Source organism: Acinetobacter nosocomialis NIPH 2119 (assembly GCF_000368085.1).
GTDB classification, from domain to species: domain Bacteria; phylum Pseudomonadota; class Gammaproteobacteria; order Pseudomonadales; family Moraxellaceae; genus Acinetobacter; species Acinetobacter nosocomialis.
The window spans coordinates 2,270,547-2,289,511 of the sequence record NZ_KB849239.1; the positions used below are offsets into that span (position 1 = coordinate 2,270,547).

Genomic DNA, 18,965 nt, shown 5'->3' on the forward strand with positions numbered 1-18,965 from the left:
CCTGTTTTATACGATGCCGTGCACCATATTTATTTTTCTTTAACAATCCTTGATGCTAGGTGAATATATCCTTTTCACCTTAGACCAGAAGGCAAATCTAAATAGATATTGCCAACTTTTCCACATTTCTATTATGCGGAATATTTGCACAAATGCAAAAGAAAGCGCATAAAAAGCTAATTTTCCGATGAATGAAAATCAGATCAACCTAATTTCTCACAATTAACAAAAGGTTAAATTCGTACCATGACAGTTTGGTTTAAAGTTTTGATTCGTTAACTGTAAATTACTTAAATTTAGTGTAAGTGGGCTATTTTTTAAATCAATCGTACCAATATTTACATCCAGATCCCCTAGTTTTAACAAACCTCCCAAGTCAGAAGTTTGAGCAGGATTAGCTTGTAAATATGCAGAAACAGCAGTTGAAATTTGCGGGAATAATGGTGAAATATCAATTGCATCTTGCGGAATGATATTACCTACATTAACTGGATTTGCAAAAGACATCCACCAGCCCTTTTGGGCTACGTCATCTGCTTTTGCTCCAGGCCACTGCAACATTTGATTTTGCAGTGCCAGATACATTGGCGAGTTAATTGGTAAATTATGAATAAGACCCAATGACTGGGTTAAATTTAAATTTGCAGTAATATTTGAAATGGTACCATTCATATACACATTCGGAAATTTAGCACCTTTACCCGCAATGACACATGCTAATAAGCTACAGTCTGTTACTGTAGCTTCTACTCTACCGCCTTGAGTGTAAATGCCTGTTGGTTCAGGATAAGCTGGATCATGTGGGCCTGCTGCATTATATTGCACAGTACCATCCACTGGATAAGAACTGCTATGTCCTACATAAATATTAGGCACTTTTACTGGAGCAGATAAAACTTTTGAGGTAACCCGATTACCATTAACTTGAATGGGCGCGATTTCAAAATAGTTATTTTGAATACCTGGAATATTAAATCCACCATCAGAAGTAATAAAACTTACCTCAGCAGCACCCCCCAACCCCAAAGCCTGCAATCGGCCTGTTACTGCATTTGCTCCATATAAATTATCTCGAGTAGCCGAAGTTGTAGCATAACCTTTAATCAAACCACTACTGTCAGACTGAACCTTCATATAACCAGAAATGGAGTTGATCCCATTCGGGGTCGTTGTATTTTCAGTACCTGCCGTTAATAAACCAATAAATTTTTCAGCACTTAGCCTTAAACCAACTACTTCACGTGTTGAAGCTGAGGTTGGGTTCTTAACAGCAAATTCAATGAATGGATTCGTTAATACTGCAGAAGATGAGGCACGATCTTCATTAGACATGGGCAATGGGTTCCCATTGGTATCAAAATTTTGTCCACTTAAACTTAAATTATCAATATCGATATCACAACCACCAGCCCCATTTACACCACCGCAGCCCAACTGAAGTTTTCGAATATTAGTATTGATTTCTAACTGGGCTTCCATTCCTAATTTATAAAAACCAATATTACTGCTGTTATCGCGTAGTTTCTCCAAGTTTGCCGAATCAGTAGGTGCAATATAAGACATACTCATTAACGCTTGGCCACGGGTTGCAGATAGTTCAGCATCAGACATTGGAACTAAGGTAGACGTAGCATAAGCTGAAGAAAAGCATAAACTTCCAAGTGCTAGAATAGCTAAATGAAGAGACTTAAACTGTCGCATGACCGACCTCCGTATCCTTGGGGGCATAATCTAATTTAATTTCTTTTTATTTGGCTTCCCTTTCTTTAATCTAATCTTAAATTGAATAAACAAAGAAATGCCGATATCTGATTTTTATGATTTAAGTCCATTTAAATTGTGTGATACAACTCAAAGAAACAAATCAATTATTGATCATTTTATATCATTTTTTACAAAAGAAAACGTCCATTTATAAATATTCCGATGAATGCCACTTTCTTTATTTTTCAACAAAAATGGGCCACTTCAAGTGACCCATTTTTTAGAATTTAATCTAATTTAAAACAACTTAGGTTTTAGGAAGCGTAACGCCAGTTTGTCCTTGGTATTTACCACCACGGTCTTTATAAGATGTTTCACAAACTTCATCGCTTTCAAAGAACAACATTTGTGCAACACCTTCACCCGCATAAATACGTGCAGGTAAGTTCGTCGTATTTGAAAACTCTAAAGTAACGTGACCTTCCCACTCTGGTTCCAAAGGCGTCACATTTACAATAATACCGCAGCGTGCATAAGTTGATTTACCCAAGCATACAGTTAAAACATTACGTGGAATGCGGAAATATTCAATTGTGCGCGCCAAGGCAAATGAGTTTGGCGGAATAATACAAACGTCAGACTCAATGTCGATAAAACTTTTTTCATCGAAATTTTTCGGATCAACAATTGCAGAATGTACGTTGGTGAAAACTTTAAATTCACGTGCACAGCGTACGTCATAACCATAGCTAGAGACCCCGTACGAAATCAATTTTTCGCCATTCTTATCAAAACGGACTTGATTCTCTGCATAAGGTTCAATCATGCCGTGTTTTTCGCTCATTTCGCGAATCCAACGATCAGACTTAATAGCCATGTATTTTCTATCCAAAAGGTAATTTCATTGATTGCGACGTACTTTAACGTAAAAAAGCAATTATGAAAACAATGGTGGCTACTCTTCGTGACAAGAATAGCCCAGCAAGACTTTTAAAGGTTTAATAAAGCAGAATAGCTAATCGGAATTGAGAAGCTGACCAAAACCAGCGAAGCTGTTTTTTGTAAATTCGTCTGATTTAACCAACTTACTTTATTAGCCGCCAAGATTGATCCTAAAAAAATCCAAAATAAAGCAATCGGTGTAATTAAAGCCAAATAAGCCAGCATATGAATGAGATAAATATGAAAATCAGTCCATGCTGTAACAGGAAAAATTGCAGAAGCAAAAAGTAATGCTTTAGGGTTCAATAGAGTTGCACAAAACAATTCACGTGGTCGAATAGTTGGCTGATCTAACTCAAATTGTTGATTTGCTGTGTGCCATAACTTAATCGCTAAAAAAATAATGTAACAAGCACTTAGCAATTTAAGCATAGGAGGTAAGAAAGGAAGTGTTGAAGAAACTTTCCCGATTAACATGCCCCAAGCTGAAATAGAAATTATATATCCAAGAACTTCTGCTGGAATTAACTTAGCAGACTTCCTAAAACCAACTTGTACACCAGATGATGTCAGTAAAGTATTGGTTGGGCCTGGGGTAAGTAAAATTGTGGCAACTAAGCCAATAAAAAGCCATGAAATCATTGAATGACCTCACAATGTAGTCATCTCAGATTAATAGATATCTTTTATGAAGGCAAAATCTAATTGTAAGACGATTTTTTAAAACACTAACACGGTAAAAGTAAATATTATTATTAAACAAATAGATACAAAAAAGTAAAGAAGCTTAAGCTAAAAAACTTTAGAGTCAGTTGTCGAGCTTTGCGTGCCAAATTGTATTAAGTAATATAAGTATTTTTATTTTAAATCTATTTTTAAGTTGAAAAGATCTATAATGAATTATTACAGCAGTAAGTTTAATTTTTAAGCTTTTAATAAGTTTCAATTAATATATTGTTTTTTTGTGTTTATATGAGTCACCAGACTCTACTATTCTATGATTATGGCAAAGCAATTTTTTCAGTCTTGGCTTCCTTCTCCAGAGAAAGTTTCAAATATGAAATTTTTAAGGATTTTTGGGCAAAAAACCCTTAATCCAGTGCTTTGGTATGTCAACCGTAAATCGATTACAAGAGCGGTTTTTGTAGGAACATTTTTTGGTTTACTGCCTATTCCATTTCATAGCGTTTTTATTGTGATGGCCGTATTGCTGTTTGAGGTGAATTTACCCATCAGCCTAATGCTTGCTTGGCTTAGTAACCCTCTCACATTAGTTCCTATTTTATATGTTGGATTCTGGTTTGGTTCGCATATTTATCATGTACATATGATCAATAAAAAGATGCTCCTAGGCGTACTTCATCAGATTTCTAGATGGATTACTCATTTGGGTCATGGTCATATAGATTTCAGCCTCGCTAAAATTTTAATGACCGGGCTTATAGTTGAAGCTTTTGTCTTTGCAATGATACTGTACATAGTGACTGAAATTTTCTGGCGTTGGATGGTCATCCGAAATTGGAAAAGTAGACCTGGTCATAAAAGACAAGAAGATGCCCTATAAGAACCCATCTTCTTGCCTATAGTTAAATTATTATTTTGGTAGTTTAGATTTCATATATTCTTCTGCCACATTAAGCACATAGTCTTGGCAAGCCTCTCCTGTACCAGGATCATACGCTCCATTATTAGTAATATTATTAGATAAAATCCGAATTCCTAAGAAAGGAACATTAAACTGACTTGCGATTTGTGCAACAGATGCTGCTTCCATTTCCTCAACAGAAGTACTATAACGCTGATGGAAAAATTGAATTCGGTCAAGCTCATTATTCCAAACATCTGCCGAGCCAATCGTTCCTTCGACTACCTCACCTTTATCATAACGGACTTTATGCGCCGCCATTAAGAGCTCTTGGTCACCTTCAAATTTGCGTATTGCGATCGGTTCTGGGTCAGATTCATCTGTTGGCAAAACATCAAAGGCCTCAACCCATGTAAGTGAGTTTGAACCGCCACCTAATGGCTCTTTAGGCGTTCTAAACGCACCAATATTAGTTGCATATTTTCCTAAAACAATGTCATAAACGTGTAAATCTGGGTCATGACCACCTGCCGTCCCCTGATTAATAATTGCAATCGGCTTATAGCGCTCAATGGCCAAAGCTGTTGCAGCAGCAGAGTTACTCATGCCCATGCGTGTTTTAGAAATCACCATTGGGTAACCATTGTAGGTTCCTTTCCAGAACGTCCACCCACCTACTGTTTCAACAGTCACATTCTGTAATTTAGAAGCCATCTGTTTTGACTCTACAGGTAAGGCGCCTTGAATAATAATCGGCTGTAATTTCTGTTTTTGCTCTTCAACTGGCGTTGTTTGGGACACTGTTGAATGATCATCGTTGCATCCAACAAAAAATAAAGCGCTACATAAACTGATAACGCCAAAAGTATATTTAAATTGCATTTCTCACCTATTTCTTTTTAAAAGCGTAAAGTAGCAATCTATATGCCAATTTCAAGTTCAGCTTTGTTATTTAGATTCAGTAATTTAATTTTTTCTTTTAACCAACCAATAAAAAACCCAGCTTAAAGCTGGGTCAGTTGAATCAAAAGATTCGTTTATCATCACGCGTGCGTTGAGGAATTTTTTCAATTTGTTGCCACACAGCTTTCGCAATATCAATGTAGCTATCGGCTGCGTCATCCATTGCTATAACACTTGGTTTACCCTCATCAGCATGTTCACGTATTTGAGCATTTAAAGGCAAACGACCTAATAATGGAATATGGTATTGCTCGGAAAGCTTATCACCACCACCAATGCCGAAAATTTGTTCTTCATGTCCACAATTCGAGCAAATATGAGTCGACATATTTTCAACTACACCCAATACAGGTATGCCAACTTTATTAAACAGCTCAATTCCTTTGGTCGCATCCAGTAAAGCAACATTTTGTGGTGTAGTGACAATAATTGATCCTGTAACCGGAATACGCTGTGCAAGCGTAAGTTGAATATCACCGGTACCCGGCGGCATATCAATCATGAGTACATCTAAATCTGGCCAAAGTGTTTGGTTAAACAATTGCATTAAAGCACCGGTTGCTTTTGGTCCACGCCATGCAACAGGAGTATTGTTGTCGCCTGTTAAATGTCCAATAGAAAGCACAGCCATACCATATGCCTCCAAAGGTACAAAATTTTCACTTTCAATAAGAGGTGTTTTGCCTGCATTACCCAGCATGGTTGGAATACTTGGGCCATAGATATCGGCATCTAATACCCCAACCTTAAGCCCCATTTTCTGTAAGGCAAGTGCTAAATTGACAGTAGTTGTTGACTTACCAACTCCACCTTTCCCCGATGAAACTAAAATGACGTTTTTAATCCGAGGATGAAGTGGAACATCTCTTTGTTGTGGAGCAGCTTTTTGAATCGGAGGATTGTTTGGATCAGGTTCAGATTTAGGTGAGGCATCAAGCACAGGGGGTAAGTTCGCACTTTCTTTAGGTGCTTTAGATGAGCAGCCTTGGCCTGAAATTTCTTGAGCAGGACGCTTTTGTTGAACTACATGTAAGTTAAGTTCTTCAATACCACACTTTTGCAAAGCTCCAGCCAAATCATCATGAACTTGTTGCAAATACTCTTTTTCATCTGGAAAGGTATTAATGGTGAGTTGTAAAACTCGGCCTTGTACCTGAAGCTGACTAATGCGCTCTTTTAAGGCATCTTTTGAATGGGGTAGTAAATAGTTTTGGAGTACGGTTTGGATTTCATCTTCTTTCACTTCTTGTGCGGGTGAAAAAACAGACTTTAATGAAGAAAGCCAAGACATATTGTTTACTCCAAAAACAGATCATTACAGCTTGTTGGAGCTAGTGTAACAGTATTGATCCGCACTCGCTCAACTCGAAATGAATAATTGCTAATTTTAAAGCCTCATCATTTGAGTGAGGAGCACGAATTTTTGTTTAAATCAGCTTATTCAGCAGAATCGTGATTTTTCAATTTATTGAGTTTATCTGTTGCCGTTTTCTTCAATTCATCAAACTTTGCAGTTGCTTGAGTTTTTAACTCATCTAATTTTGATGCAGCCTCTTCCTTTAATTCTGCTGCTTTTGCTTTAGCATCATCAAGTTTATGAGCTGCTTCAGTTCGCAGGTGATCAAATTTGTCTTGCAGACTATGCTGAGCATCATCAAGTTTGCTCTTCAAATCACTGGCTTTCTCTTCCACTGCTTCTTTTGCAGTCGCCTGTTTCTCTTTTACATTATCCTTCAAATTATCTAAGGCTTTTTCACCTTGGGCTTTTGCATCTGCTGCTTTTGCCTTTAGTTCATCTACTTTATCTTCAACTGCTTCTTTACCAGCGGCCTGTTTCTCTTTTACATTTTCTTTTAAATCTTCCAAGGCTTTTTCACCTTGTGCTTTTGCATCTGCTGCTTTCGCTTTCAATTCATCTACTTTATCTTCAACTGCTTCTTTGCCAGCAGCTTGTTTCTCTTTTACATTTTCTTTTAAATCTTCCAAAGCTTTTTCACCTTGTACTTTTGCATCAGCCGCTTTTGCCTTTAATTCATCTAATTTATTTTCAGTAGTCATCGTTGTTATCCTCATCGTTAATTAAAAAAATTACCTGAATAAGTTATTAGTTATACATCGTTATGGCTTGTTTTCTGACCGTAACTGCAATTTGAAACAAAGACAATACAGGAAGATTCAAATATTTTTTGATTTGTTTATCTGTTCTAAAGAGAAATCCTTTCTGGCTTTATGCCCATTTCTGTAGCTACCTCTTATGTTTAGACAAAGATTATTAATCTTTGCTTATCTCCCTGCATCAGTTAAAATCTTCCACCTTATAAATACGAATGAGAGAATGAGATCCGTGCGTAAAATTTTAGTCACCAATGCCCTCCCTTATGCCAATGGCCCAATTCATATGGGTCATTTACTCGGTTATATCCAGGCAGACATCTGGGTTCGTGCCATGCGGGCAATGGGTCATGACGTGACTTATGTATGTGCGGATGATGCTCATGGTACAGCGATTATGCTACGTGCCGAAGCAAATGGTATTAGCCCAGAAGAGCAAATTGCGAATGTTCAAAAAGAGCACATTCGTGATTTTGACGGTTTTGGCGTACATTTCGATCATTATGATTCAACTCATAGTGATGCAAACAAAGCTCGTTCAACAGATATCTATATTAAAAACCGTGAAGCTGGAAATATTGCAGTTCGCCCTGTAACTCAATTATTTGATCCAGAAAAAGGTATGTTCTTGTCTGACCGTTTCATTAAAGGTACATGCCCGAAATGTAAATCAGAAGATCAATACGGCGACTCATGTGAAGTGTGTGGTACAACTTATAACGCAACCGAATTACTTAACCCACGTTCGACTTTAAGTGGTGCAACACCTGTTGAAAAATCATCAGATCACTATTTCTTTAAACTACCAAACTTCTCTGAATATTTACAGAAATGGACGCGTGATGAAGGTCGTCTACCTCTTTCAATTGCCAATAAATTAGACGAATGGTTTGAAGCGGGTTTAGCAGACTGGGACATTTCTCGTGATGCACCATATTTTGGCTTTGAAATTCCAGACGCCCCAAATAAATATTTCTATGTGTGGGTAGACGCCCCAATCGGCTATATGTCTAGTTTTGAAAACTATATCAAAACTAAACGTCCAGACTTAAACTTTGATGATTTCTGGAAAAAAGATAGTCAAAATGAGGTTTACCATTTTATTGGTAAAGATATTGTTTACTTCCATGCTTTATTCTGGCCTGCAATGCTTGAAGGTGCGAACTATCGCACTCCAACAGGCTTGTTCGTAAATGGTTTCTTGACTGTAAATGGACAAAAAATGTCTAAGTCTCGCGGTACTTTCATTAAGGCCGAGACATATTTACAGCATTTAAACCCAGAGTATTTACGTTACTACTTCGCTTCTAAACTTTCAGATAAAGTTGAAGACTCTGACTTGAACCTTGATGACTTTGTTCAGAAAGTAAATTCAGATCTAGTTGGTAAAGTCGTCAATATTGCAAGTCGCTGTGCGAAGTTCATTAATAGTAGCTTTAACAATACGTTATCTGCTAAATGTGCAGAATCTGACTTAGTACAAAGCTTTATTGATGCTGGTGATTCAATTGCTAAAGCATATGAAGCACGTGAATTCTCTACAGCCATTCGTGAAATTATGGCGCTTGCTGACCGCGCAAACCAATATATTGATGAGAAAAAGCCTTGGGCTCTTGCTAAACAAGAAGGTCAAGAACAACAAGTTCTTGATGTCTGCTCTGTTGGTATCAACTTATTCCGTCAACTCGCAGTGTACTTGGCGCCAGTTCTTCCAACTTTGGCAAAGCAAGTTCAAGATTTCTTAAAACTTGAAAGCTTCGATTTCGAGTCACGCAAACAAATTCTTGTAAGTCATGAGATTGCGCAGTTCCAACCTCTTATGCAGCGTGTTGATCCAAAAGCTGTTGCGGCTATGGTTGATGCTTCGAAAGAGTCTTTAGGTGCTCCTGCTCCACAAGCAACTAAAGCAACAGCAAAAAAAGAGAAATCTGCCGAGAAAAAGGCAGCTCCTACTCCAGCAGTGGGTGAAGCTGAAATTATCGGTATTGAAGATTTCTTGCAAGTTGACTTACGTGTTGCTCAAGTCATTGAAGCAGGTACAGTTGAGGGTTCAGATAAATTGCTACAACTGACGTTAGACGTAGGTGAAGCTGAACCACGTAATGTATTTAGTGGTATTCGTAGCCAATATGCTCCAGAAGACCTCAAAGGCAAATTAGTCGTGATGGTTGCTAATCTCGCACCACGTAAAATGCGTTTTGGTATTTCAAACGGTATGGTACTTGCTGCTGGAAATGGTGAAGGTATTTTCATTATTTCTCCAGATAGTGGTGCAAAACCTGGCGATAAAGTGTCTTAATTTGCCTTCATAAAAAAGCTCCCTAATTTGGGAGCTTTTTTTAACTATAAATTTTCTAGAAACATCTATAAGAAGATTTAAATTATGTCCATGGCCGCCCTTCACAAGGGTTACTAAGTAAAACGTGTATATTCCCCAATTCCTCATTTGTTAAATAACCATTCTTATTTTTATCTAAATAATGAAATAGTTCTGTTTGCTTATTCTCTCCCTGAAAACGCTTATCCGTAGGCCAACGATAAGGATAGAAATCTTGTACCTGTTGAAACTCTTTTAAGCTGTACAAACCATCATGATTTACATCATATTTTTCCTGAAAAAGCTTCCAATCTAAAGATGCAGGCTCACAGGCACTTACTACATTTAAAATGCAGTAAGTGATGCAGCCTATGAGTAACTTAATAGTTAGATTGCTCATGATTGTTGGCTTGTAAATCAGAAATTTTGTAATCTTTTTCATGAACAGGAGTACCAATTATGCTCATAGTCCGCTCATTGGCTGGCTGTTGCTTGCTCATTGTTCTCATCTCACATCCTGTCGTTAAGATAAGAAAAGCTACAGAAATGCTCACTATTAATTTTTTCATAGCGTGACCCTCATTTCTTTTTGTTTTATTTATTAAGTTACCACTTTTTAAATGGTTAAGAACTAAAAAAGATATTTCAATTTGTATATATTTTACTCAAAAATAAAGCCAGTCTATAAATAGCTGGCTCTGCATTTTTTAGATATTTTAATTAAAGACTTATCATTTGAAGAAAATTAACTTTAAGCCCAATATACTCACAATACTTCCAGCTACCCGGTCAACGCCAGTTTTTGCTTTTAGGTACATTGTTCTTGGCTTCTCTGAAGATAGCAGCATTGCAACACATGAATACCAACCCGCATCGATCATAAAACAAATCACTGGCAATGCAACATAGTAATAATTTGGGATTTCTTTGGGCAATAAAGCAGTAAATACACTCGCCAATACAACAGCAATTTTCGGGTTACTTAACTGTGTAATCAGGCCATATCGATATGCCTGTTTATAGGTCATTTTTGATTTGCCATCATTTTCCATGGCAATTGGTTCTTTGGCATGTTTGATAATTTTAAAAGCAAGCCAAAGTAAATACAGTCCACCACCAATTTTTAAAATTAGATAAGCTGAAGGCACTGCCAACAAAACTGCCTGCAATCCCATGACAGCTAAAAAACCAAAAAGAGCAGCCCCCGTACCTGTACCTAAAGCAGTAAACAAACCATGTTTACGTGATTTAGAAATTGAATTTTGTGCTACATAAATAAAGCTCGGCCCAGGGCTTATTGCTCCAAGCATCAATGCCATCGCAATTGAAAAAAGAGGAATAAGGGACTCAAACATTGTATTGACCTAGCATCATGCAATTTGGCGATATTCTAGCAGCTTTTTATGACACATATAAAAATGGAAAAATATAAATGATAAAAATTGAATTTTCATGTTTTTACAATTTATCTCTTCACAACGGACAAAAATGTCCGTTAAATATATCATCTTTAAATCTCCCCCAATCCATGACATGAGTAAGCGTCAAAAAATTGCAGCCCATAATCGGGATGAATTACTCACTGCAGCCGAAGAATGTTTCCGTATTCATGGCATTAATGTGCCTTTACAAGTTGTCATTGACCATGCAGGTGTAGGTAGAGCAACCTTTTATCGAAACTTTTGTGATCGAAAGGCTTTAATTAGCGCCCTTTTAGAGCGCGCGATTACACAGCTAGAGCAAAAAGCTGCTCATTTTCAACAATTCGAGGATGGATTATTTCGTTTAATTGAAGGACATATTGCACAGCTTCCCAAACTCGCAATTTTGCAAGATTTTTGGAGAGTGATTGATCGACAAGATCCAATTATGTTAAAAATTTATGAAAGGCGAAATAATGCACTTAAACCACTGATTGAAAATGCGATAGAACAAAAATTGTGTCGAGCTGATCTGACTGCTAATGACTATGCAATGGTCACTGCAATGTTAGGTTCTTCATTTCAAGGACATGAGCCAGAAGAACAGACTCGCTTAGCAAAACGAGCAATTGAATTACTATTTAATGGTATTCAAATACAAAAAATTCGAGGGATAGAATGAGTAAAACGCCTCGTTATTTAGAAACACCACCCGACTGGACACCAGAGGAACAACCGACTCTACCTGGTTCACCAGCAGCGATTGCACATTCTGTACCTAAACGTTTTATCTATTTTTTCATTGGCCTATTCGTTGCTCTTTCGGCAAGCTTAAGTAATGGCTTTATCACGGCAAATTTGCCTTTAATTCAAGGTGAGTATGGTCTAACCCCTTCCGAAGCTGCATGGCTGCCTGCTGCATATGTTATGGCAAATGTCAGTTCAAACCTGATTTTGTTTAAGGCCCGTCAACAATATGGCCTGAGAGTATTTTCAGAAATAGGTCTCGTCATTTTTATTGCGGTTCTTGTTTTACATATTTTTGTACATACCTATGAAATGGCGCTGTTCGCACGGGTTGTAGCTGGTTTAGCAGGTGCACCACTAAGCTCCTTAGGTATGTATTACACCATGCAAGCTTTTAAAAAAGCTGACATGGCAAAAGGTATATACATTGCCTTTGGTTTTCAGCAGTTAGGTGTTCCTCTCGCTTGGATTATTTCTCCATTTCTTGTTAGTACAGACAGTTGGTCTGTTCTATATACCTTTGAGCTTGGTTTAGCACTTTGTTGTTTAGCCATGGTTGTTTCATTGAAACTACCACGCAGCTTACGTATTTATGTGTTTGAGAAGCAGGATTTCTTTACCTTTGCTTTACTGGCTCCTGGTTTTGCATGCTTATGTATTGTGCTTACACAAGGCCCAATTCTGTGGTGGTTTAATAGCGAATGGCTTGCTTATATATTAATTGCAGGTTTTAGCTTAGTTGTTTTAGGTTTACTTTACGAACACTACCGTGCCAATCCATTAATTATGACACGTTGGTTAGGTACTGCTTCGACACTACGTTTTATTTTTGGTGCTTTTGCGATTCGGCTTCTAATGTCAGAGCAAAGCTATGCTGCTGTTAACTTCTTAAAAGCCATGGGAATGGGGCCTGATCAGTTTGTACCTCTTTATGTTGTGATATTCATCGGGATTTTAAGCGGAACATTATTTAGTGCACTGACTTTTTCACGCGAACGAATTATCTTCCACTTACTTTTTGCAGAGTTCTTGATTCTGGTTGCCTGTGGACTAGATTATCACTTAACCAGTGATGTTCGACCTGTGAACTTTTTTGCAAGTCAATTCTTAGTGGGTTTTGCAGGTGGTTTATTTATTGGGCCATTACTGCTTATTGGCTTTGCTCAAACTTTAGCAAAAGGTCCTTCATATGTAGTGACTTTTATTGTGCTGTTCTCTGCAACTCAAACCTTTGGTGGTCTGGTCGGGTCTTCTTTCTTCTCGACCTATCAACAACACCGCACGCAAAACTATCAAGTCGAGATTATTAAAGATTTAGAACAATCCGACCCGTTAGTTTCTCAAAGGCTCTCCACTTATCAGCGTAGTGCAGCCATCACAACAAATGACCCAGCATTACAAACGGCTCAGGCCATGCGCACACTCAATCAAGTGGTCACCCGTGAAGCACAAGTGCGTGCCTACAATGATGTTATTGCGTTAAACGGTATTTTTGCTATCGCATTGCTCTTATGGGGTGGATTTAATATTGCCCGTAGTAAATATCTACAACGCAGAGGAATTAGCCGTCCTTAATGGCTTTCGTTATTGATGAAACAGAAATTGAGATTGATATATGTCAGATGATCAAAATAAACCGGAACAAAGCCCTGCTCAAACATCTAATAATGAGCCAACGCCTGCACCTGCACCTGCACCTGCACCTGCAAGTAAACTGATTCCAACAAAACGCTCAACCCTCTTATGGATGTTAGGTGTTCTTATTATTGGTATTTTAGTGATTTTATGGGCATGGAGAATTGGGCCTTTTGCAACGAGTGTACAGCAAACAGACAATAGTTATGTCAAAGGTAAAACCACTGTTTTATCTTCACAAATTAATGGCTATGTTAAAGATGTATTAGTGAAAGACTTTGACCATGTTAAAAAGGGTCAAGTATTAATGCATATTGATGCCACTACTTACGATCAAAAAGTAGCACAAGCAGCTTCAGGCGTTGAACAGGCTAAAAATACTTTAGCCAATCAAACCCAATCAATCGCACAAAAACAAGCTGATATTGTTGCGGCGCAAGCCAAAGTAGATCAGGTGAAGGCTCAATACGAACTCTCTTTAGCACAGCTTAGACGCTATCAGCAGTTAGGAAATAGTGGTGCAGCCTCTAAATCTGAGCAAGATAAAGCCGCAGCAGACGCCGAAAATAATCTTGCAGCCCTTAAGCAAGCAGAAGCTAATGTATTAGTTGCAAAAGAGGCTTTAAAAACCGCACAGGTCGCAGAAGCAGGTTTAGAAGCACAAGTTTCTAGCGCTAAAGCACAATTAGATCAAGCACAAACCACCAAAGACTATAGCGTTATTGTTGCTCCTATGGATGGTCAACTTGGAGAAGTAAATCCTCGTGTTGGGCAATATGTCGCAGCAGGTTCACAGTTGCTCTACTTAATTCCACAACAAACTTGGGTGATTGCTAACTTTAAAGAAACCCAAATTGCCAATATGCGAATTGGACAAAAAGCATGGTTTACAGTCGATGCGATGAACCACAAAAAATTTACAGGACATGTTGAGCAAATTTCGCCTGCTGCAGGTTCCGAGTTCAGTGTGTTAAAGCCAGACAATGCGACAGGTAACTTTACTAAAGTTGTGCAACGCATAGCTGTACGTATCACCATCGACCCAAATCAGGAAGGAATGGAACACTTACGCCCTGGTATGTCAGTGATTACTTCTGTCGACACAAGCTCTTAATCAGCTTTTTAAAGTTCTCTTTAAAAAGTTACAATGTGATCATTCATTATTTTTTCTCAATTTCTAATGTTTGATCACATTGCCCAACCTATTTCTTACCAGCACATTGAACTCCCATCATCTGTTCATCTCGACATTAAACGTTTAGATCTCGTCCATCCTCAAATTTCGGGCAATAAGTTTTTCAAATTAAAATACAATTTACTTGCCGCAAAACAACAAGGACTATCAAATATTTTGACTTTTGGTGGCGCTTATTCAAATCATATTGCCGCAACGGCCTATGCAGCTCATATTTTTGGCTTAAACAGCATTGGAATTATTCGTGGTGAAGAGTTAGCGAATAAGCCGCTTAACCCCACTTTGGAAAAAGCACAAAGTTTAGGAATGCAGCTACATTTTGTCTCACGCAATGAATATCGTTTGAGAGATGATGAAAAATTTCTTCAACAGTTAATTCAACAGTTTCCTGAAACATACATAATCCCTGAAGGCGGCACCAATAAGTTAGCAGTTCAAGGTTGTCAGGAAATTCTTAGTCAGAGTGATTTAGAGAAATATGATGTGATTTGCTGTGCGGTAGGAACTGGCGGAACAATTTCAGGTCTTATTGAAAAAAGTTCAACACATCAAAAAGTCTTAGGATTTTCAGCTTTAAAAGGCGACTTTTTACAACAAGAGATTCGTCGGTGGACTAAAAAACAAAATTGGTCGCTAACAGATGCTTATTGCTGCGGTGGTTATGCCAAAACGTCCCCTGAACTATTTGCATTTATTAAAGGTTTTGAAGCGCAATATGCCGTGCCTCTTGAACCGATCTATACGGGAAAAATGATGTTCGGTTTATTCGACCTTATAAAATATAATTACTTTCCTGTAGGAACTCGTATTCTCGCTATTCATTCTGGTGGTTTACAGGCAGTTATAAGAAATAAAACGGACCAATAATTCACTCTTTTTTAGTTAACGTTTTCTCTACCATCATAAATGTCTTTAGCACGAGTAAGGGCTGACATGGTAGTATATGCCCCTTTTTAATTTTCACGATTAATCGAGAATCTCTTATGTCTAACAGTCATGTCGATGTCATTGTCTTAGGTGCAGGCGCTTCTGGACTCATGTTGGCTGCACATGCTGCTAAACGAGGGCGCTCGGTTTTAATTTTAGAAAAAGCCAATAAAATTGGTAAAAAGATTTTAATGTCGGGTGGAGGTAAATGTAACTTTACCAACCTGTATGTAGAGCCTGACAACTATATTTCCCATAATCCACACTTTGTCATTTCTGCCCTGTCACGCTATAGCAACTGGGACTTTATTGGTCTGGTGTGTGATTATGGAATTGCCTATGAAGAACGTAAACACGGCCAATTATTTACTCTAAACGGCGCTAAAGAAATTTTAGAGATGTTGGTGAGTGAGTGTAATAAAACCAACAATGTTGAAATCCAGACCAATTGTGAAGTTGGACAGATCGACCCATTAGAACAAGGTGGTTTTTCTGTACAAACCAACCAAGGTCGCTTTAGCTGTGAGTCATTAGTCGTTGCTACAGGCGGTTTATCTATTCCGACTTTGGGTGGGTCTGGTTTTGGCTATGAATTGGCACAAAAATTTGGGCATACAGTTTTCCCAACCCGCGCTGGTTTAGTTCCATTTACTTTTTCAGATCATATTAAAGAAGTCACCACGCGCTTAAGTGGTAATGCTTTAGATGTCACGTTAAGCAACTCAAAAAATAGCTTTACTGAAGCGTTATTATTTACCCATCGCGGCTTAAGTGGGCCAAGTTCTTTACAGCTTTCTAACTACTGGAATACCGGTGAAAGTTTTAAAATTGATTTTTTCCCAAGCCAAGATTTAACGACTTATTTAAAAGATAAAAAGAAAGCACAGCCTAAAGTTTTATTACGTACCCTTCTTAATGAGTTTACTGCGAAAAGTATTGTACAAGAGCTACAACAACTCATATGGCCCGAGCATAGCGAAATGGCAATTGGTAATATGAGTGATGCACAGCTAGAACATATTGCCGAGCAGCTACATGGGTTTACCGTTAAACCATCAGGCACTGAAGGATATCGTACTGCCGAAGTTACCTTAGGTGGAGTTGATACAACCGAAGTTTCATCTAAAACACTCGAAAGCAAAAAGCAGAAAGGACTGTTCTTTATTGGAGAAGTACTTGATGTGACCGGCCACTTAGGAGGCTATAACTTCCAATGGGCTTGGTCTTCTGCTTATGCAGCAGCACAATATGTTTAACTGTTGAATACACTAATTTGCTGCTTTCGCATCACTTGATGATTTGTCAGCATCACGTGTATGTGTTGTTGCCTGTTTTGATGAATCAGATTTGCTAAATACAAACTTATAAGCACTTGCTAAAAAACCTACGGTAATCCCAGCAATTACAACAGGTGCTAAAAAACGACCAGGCTTCTTCATCGTATTTTCCTCACTTATTTGTTTTTATAGCTGTCAAAGACAGAACGACCACTCAATATAGAGTGGTCGAACTTATCACAAAAATCAAAGATTTTTTGTACTGTTTATCTGAAAATTAGTTACACCTACTAAATTTCATCATTTTCGCCAGTAGAACCAAACGGTTTATTTACTGGTGGTTGTGATGGATTTACTTGTGCAGAATCAGCTGGTTTTGTATCAGATGAAACTTTTGCATCAGATGAAACTGTTGTTGATGGTGCTGTTGTAGTCGTTGACGGAGTTGAAGCCGAAGACGTACTTGCTGTTGTAGTAGAAGGAGGTTGATATAAAGGATTTGGTTGATTAGCTTCTTTTTTCGCTTTATCAAGTAAGTCAGACAGCAATCTTTCAGCTGGTTGACGACCACCTAAACCAAATGCAAGTGCGAAAGCCACTGCAACTGCACCTAGAGTTAAGCCAAATGCAAGGTTCACAATCGAATCAGCAATACCCATCGCTTTTAAACCAAGCGCAAGGACTAAACCAATAATTAAGACACGAACCAAACTACCTAACCAACGTGAACTATTATATTCACCGCGTTGCACCACATTTGCCACAACATTGGCAAGCCAGAAACCAATAACCAAAATTACAGCGCCCAATAGAATGTTTGCACCGAAATGGATAAACATTGCAATCAGACCACTAATCTGTTCAAAACCAAGACGGTCAGCAGCTTCTGAAACTGCAAACAGCATCGTAAAGAACACGATTAACCAACCCACAGCGCCAGAAACTTTAGTTTGACCTAAAAAGCGTTGTACATCTAATTTTGCAGGGATTTCATCAACACCTGTTCCCGCAATCAGTTCGGCAACCAAGCGTCCAACAAAACGAGAAACAATATAAGCAACCAGTAAAATTAATCCGGCAGCAATAATATTTGGAATCGCTTGCAAAATTTCATTGAGCATTGCTGTCGCTGGCTGAGAAATAGTCTCAATACCTAAAGCTTCAAATGCCACAATTAATGTCGTAATGATAATAATGGCAAAAACAAAAGAACCTAAGAATTTGCCTACATTTGAATTTTTGAAAAGACCGATTTTTTCAGCTTGTGCTTGAACGCCTAAGCTATTGATTAGGCCCTCAACAATACCGCGTACAATTTTTGCCAAGATATAACCAACAAAAACGATAACGCCAGCAATAAAGATATTTGGTAGGAAGGCGATTGCCTCATTCACCATATTTTGAACAGGAATAAGTAAACCTGTTAATCCTAAGATTGAGAGAACAATAGGAAGGAAAAGTAATAATACAAGCCAGTAAAGAATTTCACCAATATTCTGGCTAATTCCCCCTACCCCTACTTCACTACTTAACTTGTCATCAAGTTGCGTTCTGGATAGCACATTGGTAATTCCTGCCCGCACCAGTCGAGCAACGATCCAGCCAATGAAACCCACTACCACGGCAGCAATGATATTTGGAATATAGACGAGTACCTGATTCACCATATTGCTAAATGGCCCACTCACTCCACTAATGTTGAGCACATTTAAAGCGGCAACAACAGCAAGAATCAGAATAAACCAGAATATGACTTTGGAGACGAGGCCTTCTATGTTGGGAGTACGTCCTGTAGCTGAAGATAATTTGGCATTTGTATTTAATTTTTGCAGAAGTTTTTTTACCCCTGCCGCAACTAATAAAGCGATTATCCAGCCAACCAGTAAGATGACAATTGCAGCTAAAATAGGATGAAACTGATCCCAGTAATACATCGCATCAAACTGAGCGCCGCGAGGCCCATTAAAAAATTCATTCATATTGTTATGTCCTCAATTGTTATGTTCTTTTCAGTGTTATCAATAAATGAAAAACACCAGTTCGTTGTAAAAAATGACGATAAATGCGGTCTATGTCACCTTATGTTTTGAATATTTTTCAATCAACATTCTTCTGCATAAATACAACAAATTGATGCAAA

Annotated in this window: 18 protein-coding genes; 7 read left to right on the forward strand and 11 right to left on the reverse strand. The window is 38.1% G+C overall.

From position 1 onward, the window contains the following. Positions 1-222: 222 nt before the first annotated feature. The 3 genes from F984_RS14465 to F984_RS14475 form a co-directional block, all read right to left on the reverse strand. A complete protein-coding gene (locus tag F984_RS14465; protein ID WP_004710349.1) occupies positions 223-1,701 on the reverse strand; it encodes a hypothetical protein in 1,479 nt (492 codons plus the stop codon). A gap of 310 nt (positions 1,702-2,011) precedes the next feature. Next, the gene (gene dcd / locus F984_RS14470; protein ID WP_000985728.1) at positions 2,012-2,581 is read right to left on the reverse strand and encodes a dCTP deaminase; all 570 of its coding nucleotides are present in this window, start codon (positions 2,579-2,581) and stop codon (positions 2,012-2,014) included. Between the two features lie 113 nt (positions 2,582-2,694). Next, positions 2,695-3,288 carry a LysE family translocator gene (locus F984_RS14475; protein WP_004710352.1) on the reverse strand — a complete coding sequence of 198 codons (594 nt, stop codon included), beginning with the start codon at positions 3,286-3,288 and terminating at the stop codon, positions 2,695-2,697. Positions 3,289-3,643: 355 nt separating this feature from the next. Between F984_RS14475 and F984_RS14480 the strand changes: the two genes are divergently transcribed. After that, positions 3,644-4,210, forward strand: a complete 567-nt coding sequence (locus F984_RS14480) for a DUF2062 domain-containing protein (RefSeq protein WP_004710354.1) — start codon at positions 3,644-3,646, stop codon at positions 4,208-4,210. A gap of 30 nt (positions 4,211-4,240) precedes the next feature. Here F984_RS14480 and F984_RS14485 read toward each other — a convergent pair whose 3' ends face one another. The 3 genes from F984_RS14485 to F984_RS0103970 all read right to left on the reverse strand — a co-directional run bounded on the left by F984_RS14485 (position 4,241) and on the right by F984_RS0103970 (position 7,180). Further along, positions 4,241-5,113, reverse strand: coding sequence for a 5'-methylthioadenosine/S-adenosylhomocysteine nucleosidase (locus tag F984_RS14485; RefSeq protein WP_004710355.1), 873 nt, complete (start codon positions 5,111-5,113; stop codon positions 4,241-4,243). Positions 5,114-5,255: 142 nt separating this feature from the next. Continuing rightward, complete coding sequence (gene apbC, locus F984_RS14490; RefSeq protein WP_004710356.1) at positions 5,256-6,485, reverse strand: iron-sulfur cluster carrier protein ApbC; 1,230 nt, start codon at positions 6,483-6,485, stop codon at positions 5,256-5,258. A gap of 146 nt (positions 6,486-6,631) precedes the next feature. After that, complete coding sequence (locus F984_RS0103970) at positions 6,632-7,180, reverse strand: hypothetical protein (RefSeq protein ID WP_043969019.1); 549 nt, start codon at positions 7,178-7,180, stop codon at positions 6,632-6,634. 358 nt (positions 7,181-7,538) lie between these two features. On the opposite strand from F984_RS0103970, the gene metG reads away from it, so the two are divergent. Continuing rightward, the gene (metG, locus tag F984_RS14495; RefSeq protein ID WP_004710360.1) at positions 7,539-9,605 is read left to right on the forward strand and encodes a methionine--tRNA ligase; all 2,067 of its coding nucleotides are present in this window, start codon (positions 7,539-7,541) and stop codon (positions 9,603-9,605) included. Positions 9,606-9,687: 82 nt separating this feature from the next. Here the strand turns inward: metG and F984_RS14500 are convergent, their stop codons facing one another. The 3 genes from F984_RS14500 to F984_RS14505 all read right to left on the reverse strand — a co-directional run bounded on the left by F984_RS14500 (position 9,688) and on the right by F984_RS14505 (position 10,978). Next, the gene (locus F984_RS14500) at positions 9,688-10,023 is read right to left on the reverse strand and encodes an EF-hand domain-containing protein (RefSeq protein WP_002050345.1); all 336 of its coding nucleotides are present in this window, start codon (positions 10,021-10,023) and stop codon (positions 9,688-9,690) included. Next, complete coding sequence (locus tag F984_RS22950) at positions 10,004-10,192, reverse strand: NF038215 family lipoprotein (RefSeq protein WP_004710363.1); 189 nt, start codon at positions 10,190-10,192, stop codon at positions 10,004-10,006. Before F984_RS22950 ends, F984_RS14500 begins: the two co-directional genes overlap by 20 nt. Before the next feature lie 162 nt (positions 10,193-10,354). Then, a complete protein-coding gene (locus F984_RS14505) occupies positions 10,355-10,978 on the reverse strand; it encodes a LysE family translocator (RefSeq protein WP_002050276.1) in 624 nt (207 codons plus the stop codon). A gap of 178 nt (positions 10,979-11,156) precedes the next feature. Here F984_RS14505 and F984_RS14510 point away from each other — a divergent pair, with 178 nt between their 5' ends. The 5 genes from F984_RS14510 (at position 11,157) to F984_RS14530 (ending at position 16,804) form a co-directional block, all read left to right on the forward strand. Continuing rightward, positions 11,157-11,726 carry a TetR/AcrR family transcriptional regulator gene (locus tag F984_RS14510; RefSeq protein WP_022575897.1) on the forward strand — a complete coding sequence of 190 codons (570 nt, stop codon included), beginning with the start codon at positions 11,157-11,159 and terminating at the stop codon, positions 11,724-11,726. Beyond that, positions 11,723-13,366: an MFS transporter gene (locus F984_RS14515; protein ID WP_002050275.1), complete on the forward strand. Its 1,644-nt coding sequence runs from the start codon at positions 11,723-11,725 to the stop codon at positions 13,364-13,366. The genes F984_RS14510 and F984_RS14515 overlap by 4 nt, the downstream gene beginning before the upstream one ends. Before the next feature lie 40 nt (positions 13,367-13,406). Next, positions 13,407-14,540 carry an HlyD family secretion protein gene (locus tag F984_RS14520; protein ID WP_004710365.1) on the forward strand — a complete coding sequence of 378 codons (1,134 nt, stop codon included), beginning with the start codon at positions 13,407-13,409 and terminating at the stop codon, positions 14,538-14,540. A gap of 66 nt (positions 14,541-14,606) precedes the next feature. Then, positions 14,607-15,488: a 1-aminocyclopropane-1-carboxylate deaminase/D-cysteine desulfhydrase gene (locus F984_RS14525; protein WP_004710367.1), complete on the forward strand. Its 882-nt coding sequence runs from the start codon at positions 14,607-14,609 to the stop codon at positions 15,486-15,488. A 116-nt stretch (positions 15,489-15,604) separates the two neighbouring features. After that, on the forward strand, positions 15,605-16,804 hold the full coding sequence (locus tag F984_RS14530) for a BaiN/RdsA family NAD(P)/FAD-dependent oxidoreductase (RefSeq protein ID WP_004710368.1): 1,200 nt from the start codon (positions 15,605-15,607) through the stop codon (positions 16,802-16,804). A 12-nt stretch (positions 16,805-16,816) separates the two neighbouring features. Here the strand turns inward: F984_RS14530 and F984_RS14535 are convergent, their stop codons facing one another. Then, positions 16,817-16,987, reverse strand: a complete 171-nt coding sequence (locus tag F984_RS14535; protein ID WP_000742881.1) for a hypothetical protein — start codon at positions 16,985-16,987, stop codon at positions 16,817-16,819. A gap of 128 nt (positions 16,988-17,115) precedes the next feature. Beyond that, entirely contained in the window at positions 17,116-18,804 is a 1,689-nt protein-coding gene (locus F984_RS14540) for a mechanosensitive ion channel (protein ID WP_004710370.1), read from the reverse strand. Between the last annotated feature and the right edge of the window lie 161 nt (positions 18,805-18,965).